This is a genomic window from Tsukamurella sp. M9C (assembly GCF_020169415.1).
In the GTDB taxonomy this organism is placed as follows: domain Bacteria; phylum Actinomycetota; class Actinomycetes; order Mycobacteriales; family Mycobacteriaceae; genus Tsukamurella.
In genome coordinates this window covers 1-5,476 of the sequence record NZ_JAIULG010000088.1, presented here as the reverse complement: position 1 = coordinate 5,476, position 5,476 = coordinate 1, and the positions used below count along the sequence as shown (strand labels likewise).

Below are 5,476 nucleotides of genomic sequence, written 5' to 3'. Positions count from 1 at the left end.
AAATTTTTTGGCACGCATGGACAATCAAATTATTTGGTTGTTTGTGTTGTGGCTTTTCTCGTTTATTTCTTTGCGAGATGTATTTCTGGAATCATTGATTTTTGTCAGTGGTTTCGTTTTTTGTTCAGGATTTCCTGATTATGCTGAAACTTCGGTTTCTAGTGTTTTTTATGGAGAGTTTGATCCTGGCTCAGGACGAACGCTGGCGGCGTGCTTAACACATGCAAGTCGAACGGTAAGGCCCTTCGGGGTACACGAGTGGCGAACGGGTGAGTAACACGTGGGTGACCTGCCCTGTACTTCGGGATAAGCCTGGGAAACTGGGTCTAATACCGGATATGACCTTCCCCTGCATGGGGGTTGGTGGAAAGCTTTTGCGGTACAGGATGGGCCCGCGGCCTATCAGCTTGTTGGTGGGGTAATGGCCTACCAAGGCGACGACGGGTAGCCGGCCTGAGAGGGCGACCGGCCACACTGGGACTGAGACACGGCCCAGACTCCTACGGGAGGCAGCAGTGGGGAATATTGCACAATGGGCGGAAGCCTGATGCAGCGACGCCGCGTGAGGGATGACGGCCTTCGGGTTGTAAACCTCTTTCAGTAGGGACGAAGCGCAAGTGACGGTACCTACAGAAGAAGCACCGGCCAACTACGTGCCAGCAGCCGCGGTAATACGTAGGGTGCGAGCGTTGTCCGGATTTACTGGGCGTAAAGAGCTCGTAGGCGGTTTGTCACGTCGTCTGTGAAAACCCGAGGCTTAACCTCGGGCCTGCAGGCGATACGGGCAGACTTGAGTACTGTAGGGGAGACTGGAATTCCTGGTGTAGCGGTGGAATGCGCAGATATCAGGAGGAACACCGGTGGCGAAGGCGGGTCTCTGGGCAGTAACTGACGCTGAGGAGCGAAAGCGTGGGTAGCGAACAGGATTAGATACCCTGGTAGTCCACGCCGTAAACGGTGGGTACTAGGTGTGGGTTTCCTTCCACGGGATCCGTGCCGTAGCTAACGCATTAAGTACCCCGCCTGGGGAGTACGGCCGCAAGGCTAAAACTCAAAGGAATTGACGGGGGCCCGCACAAGCGGCGGAGCATGTGGATTAATTCGATGCAACGCGAAGAACCTTACCTGGGTTTGACATATAGAGGATCGCCGGAGAGATTCGGTTTGCCTTGTGCCTTCTATACAGGTGGTGCATGGCTGTCGTCAGCTCGTGTCGTGAGATGTTGGGTTAAGTCCCGCAACGAGCGCAACCCTTGTCTCATGTTGCCAGCACGTAATGGTGGGGACTCGTGAGAGACTGCCGGGGTCAACTCGGAGGAAGGTGGGGATGACGTCAAGTCATCATGCCCCTTATGTCCAGGGCTTCACACATGCTACAATGGCGCGTACAGAGGGCTGCGATACCGCGAGGTGGAGCGAATCCCTTAAAGCGCGTCTCAGTTCGGATTGGGGTCTGCAACTCGACCCCATGAAGTCGGAGTCGCTAGTAATCGCAGATCAGCAACGCTGCGGTGAATACGTTCCCGGGCCTTGTACACACCGCCCGTCACGTCATGAAAGTCGGTAACACCCGAAGCCGGTGGCCTAACCCCTTGTGGGAGGGAGCTGTCGAAGGTGGGATTGGCGATTGGGACGAAGTCGTAACAAGGTAGCCGTACCGGAAGGTGCGGCTGGATCACCTCCTTTCTAAGGAGCAATAGTGCCGTTGATCAGCTCGAATGTGGCTGATGCGGTTGCTCATATTATTGGGTGGAACACTGACACGGTAATTCTTATCGCCCTGGTGGCCGGCTTGTCCGGTTGAGGGGGTTTCGTCGGCACACTGTTGGGTGTCTGAGAGGACACGTCCTTTCTGTTGCTGCTGCGCGTCAGCGCTCACGTACCACGGTCCTTCGGGGGTGTGGGTGGGTGGCGGTGTGGTGGTGTGTGTTGTTTGAGAATTGTATAGTGGACGCGAGCATCAACATGACGCCGCATCGTTTTGGTGTGGTTGTTGTGTTATGTTTCTGTAATTTTACATGTTTCTGTGTAAGCATTTTGTTGTGTTTTATTTGGCGCTTCGTCATGGAGTATATGCTGATGCGAGAGTGTTTGTGTCTTGTGTTTGGTGTGTGTTTTGTGTGTTGTAAGTGTCTAAGGGCGCACGGTGGATGCCTTGGCGCAAGGAGCCGATGAAGGACGTGGGAGGCTGCGATATGCCTCGGGGAGCTGTCAACCGAGCTGTGATCCGAGGATTTCCGAATGGGGAAACCCAGCACCAGTCATGTGGTGTTACCCGCCGTTGAATATATAGACGGTGTGGAGGGAACGAGGGGAAGTGAAACATCTCAGTACCCTCAGGAAGAGAAAACAATAGTGATTCCGTGAGTAGTGGCGAGCGAAAGCGGATGAGGCTAAACCATGCACATGTGATACCGGGTAGGGGTTGTGTGTGTGGTGTTGTGGGGTTCATCTTTCCAGCTCTACCTGGCTGGACAGCAGTAAGAAAGTGTCATGTTAGGTGAAGTGGCCTGGAATGGTCCGCCGGAGAGGGTGAGAGTCCCGTAACTGAAAACGTGGTGCCTGTTGTGATGGATACCCGAGTAGCAGCGAGCCCGTGGAATTTGCTGTGAATCTGCCGGGACCACCCGGTAAGCCTGAATACTACCTTGCGACCGATAGCGGACAAGTACCGTGAGGGAAAGGTGAAAAGTACCCCGGGAGGGGAGTGAAATAGTACCTGAAACCGTGTGCTTACAATCCGTCAGAGCCCTCATCGTGGGGTGATGGCGTGCCTTTTGAAGAATGAGCCTGCGAGTCAGTGCTCGGTGGCGAGGTTAACCCGTCTGGGGGTAGCCGTAGCGAAAGCGAGTCCGAATAGGGCGTTTGAGTCGCCGGGTCTGGACCCGAAGCGGAGTGATCTACCCATGGCCAGGGTGAAGCAGCAGTAAGATGTTGTGGAGGCCCGAACCCACTTAGGTTGAAAACTGAGGGGATGAGCTGTGGGTAGGGGTGAAAGGCCAATCAAACTCCGTGATAGCTGGTTCTCCCCGAAATGCATTTAGGTGCAGCGTCACGTGTTTCTTGCCGGAGGTAGAGCTACTGGATGGCCGATGGGCCCTCACAGGTTACTGACGTCAGCCAAACTCCGAATGCCGGTAAGTGAGAACGTGGCAGTGAGACTGCGGGGGATAAGCTTCGTAGTCGAGAGGGAAACAGCCCAGATCGCCGGCTAAGGCCCCTAAGCGTGTACTAAGTGGAAAAGGATGTCCGGTCGCGAAGACAACCAGGAGGTTGGCTTAGAAGCAGCCACCCTTGAAAGAGTGCGTAATAGCTCACTGGTCTAGTGGCTGGGCGCCGACAATGTAGCGGGGCTCAAGTACACCGCCGAAGCCGCGGCACTCACACCTTTGGTGTGGGTGGGTAGGGGAGCGTCGTGCAGCCGTAGAAGCAGCAGGGTGACCTAGTTGTGGAGGCTGTGCGAGTGAGAATGCAGGCATGAGTAGCGAATGACACGTGAGAAACGTGTCCTCCGGATGACCAAGGGTTCCTGGGCTAGGTTAATCCTCCCAGGGTGAGTCGGGACCTAAGGCGAGGCCGACAGGCGTAGTCGATGGACAACGGGTTGATATTCCCGTACCCGTGTCAGATCGCCCCTGATGAATCAGTTGTACTAACCGTCCTGAAGCCGCGAGATCACCTTCGGGTGACGAGCTGGTGGATGCACGGGACCTCGGCTGGTAGTAGTCAAGCGATGGGGTGACGCAGGAAGGTAGTGGGGCCAGTCAGTGGTTGTACTGGTGTAAGCCTGTAGGGCGAGATCTAGGCAAATCCGGATCTCATATAAGCCTGAGAGGTGATGCGTAGCCGTTGCGGTGAATTCCATGATCCTATGCTGCCGAGAAAAGCCTCTAGCGAGATCTGATGTGGCCCGTACCCCAAACCAACACAGGTGGTCAGGTAGAGAATACCAAGGAGATCGAGAGAACTGTGGTTAAGGAACTCGGCAAAATGCCCCCGTAACTTCGGGAGAAGGGGGACCTCGCATGGTGACCGGATTTACTCCGTGAGCTGTGTGGGGTCGCAGAGACCAGAGAGAAGCGACTGTTTACTAAAAACACAGGTCCATGCGAAGTCGTAAGACGATGTATATGGACTGACGCCTGCCCGGTGCTGGAAGGTTAAGAGGACCGGTTAGCCGTAAGGCGAAGCTGAGAATTTAAGCCCCAGTAAACGGCGGTGGTAACTATAACCATCCTAAGGTAGCGAAATTCCTTGTCGGGTAAGTTCCGACCTGCACGAATGGCGTAACGACTTCTCTGCTGTCTCAACCACAGACTCGGCGAAATTGCAGTACGAGTAAAGATGCTCGTTACGCGCGGCAGGACGAAAAGACCCCGGGACCTTCACTATAGCTTGGTATTGGTGTTCGGTTCGGTTTGTGTAGGATAGGTGGGAGACTGTGAAGCGGGCACGCCAGTGTTCGTGGAGTCGTTGTTGAAATACCACTCTGATCGTATTGGATACCTCAACCTCGGACCATGATCTGGTTCAGGGACAGTGCCTGGTGGGTAGTTTAACTGGGGCGGTTGCCTCCCAAAATGTAACGGAGGCGCCCAAAGGTTCCCTCAGCCTGGTTGGCAATCAGGTGTTGAGTGCAAGTGCACAAGGGAGCTTGACTGTGAGACTGACAGGTCGAGCAGGGACGAAAGTCGGGACTAGTGATCCGGCACCGGCAAGTGGAAGCGGTGTCGCTCAACGGATAAAAGGTACCCCGGGGATAACAGGCTGATCTTCCCCAAGAGTCCATATCGACGGGATGGTTTGGCACCTCGATGTCGGCTCGTCGCATCCTGGGGCTGGAGTAGGTCCCAAGGGTTGGGCTGTTCGCCCATTAAAGCGGCACGCGAGCTGGGTTTAGAACGTCGTGAGACAGTTCGGTCTCTATCCGCCGCGCGCGTTAGAAACTTGAGGAAGGCTGTCCCTAGTACGAGAGGACCGGGACGGACGAACCTCTGGTGTGCCAGTTGTTCCACCAGGAGCACGGCTGGTTGGCTACGTTCGGAAGGGATAACCGCTGAAAGCATCTAAGCGGGAAGCCTGTTCCAAGATTAGGTTTCTCACCACCTTGAGTGGGTAAGACCCCCTACAGACTATGGGGTTGATAGGCCAGAACTGGAAGCGCAGTAATGCGTGTAGGTGACTGGTACTAATCGGTCGAGGACTTACCACACACATAACATTCGCCAAAACGAGCACAAGCTCACAGGTGAAAGCGTGTAACAATAACAGAAACCAGCTGAGGCTGGTTCGCGTCCACTATGCAATGTCTGAGACAGCACACATGTGTTGTTTCGCAGTGTTACGGCGGCCATAGCGGAGGGGAAACGCCCGGCTCCATTCCGAACCCGGAAGCTAAGCCCTCCAGCGCCGATGGTACTGCACTCGCGAGGGTGTGGGAGAGTAGGACACCGCCGGACTAAAATTAGATACAGGA

Annotated in this window: 3 rRNA genes; all 3 read left to right on the top strand. The window is 55.0% G+C overall.

What is annotated here, in order from left to right:
* Positions 1 to 167: 167 nt before the first annotated feature.
* A 16S ribosomal RNA gene (locus tag LB823_RS23400) occupies positions 168 to 1,686 on the top strand.
* 437 nt (positions 1,687 to 2,123) lie between these two features.
* Positions 2,124 to 5,212 (top strand): 23S ribosomal RNA (locus tag LB823_RS23395).
* 130 nt (positions 5,213 to 5,342) lie between these two features.
* A 5S ribosomal RNA gene (gene rrf, locus LB823_RS23390) occupies positions 5,343 to 5,459 on the top strand.
* Together the 16S, 23S and 5S rRNA genes form the textbook arrangement of a ribosomal RNA operon.
* Positions 5,460 to 5,476 lie beyond the last annotated feature (17 nt).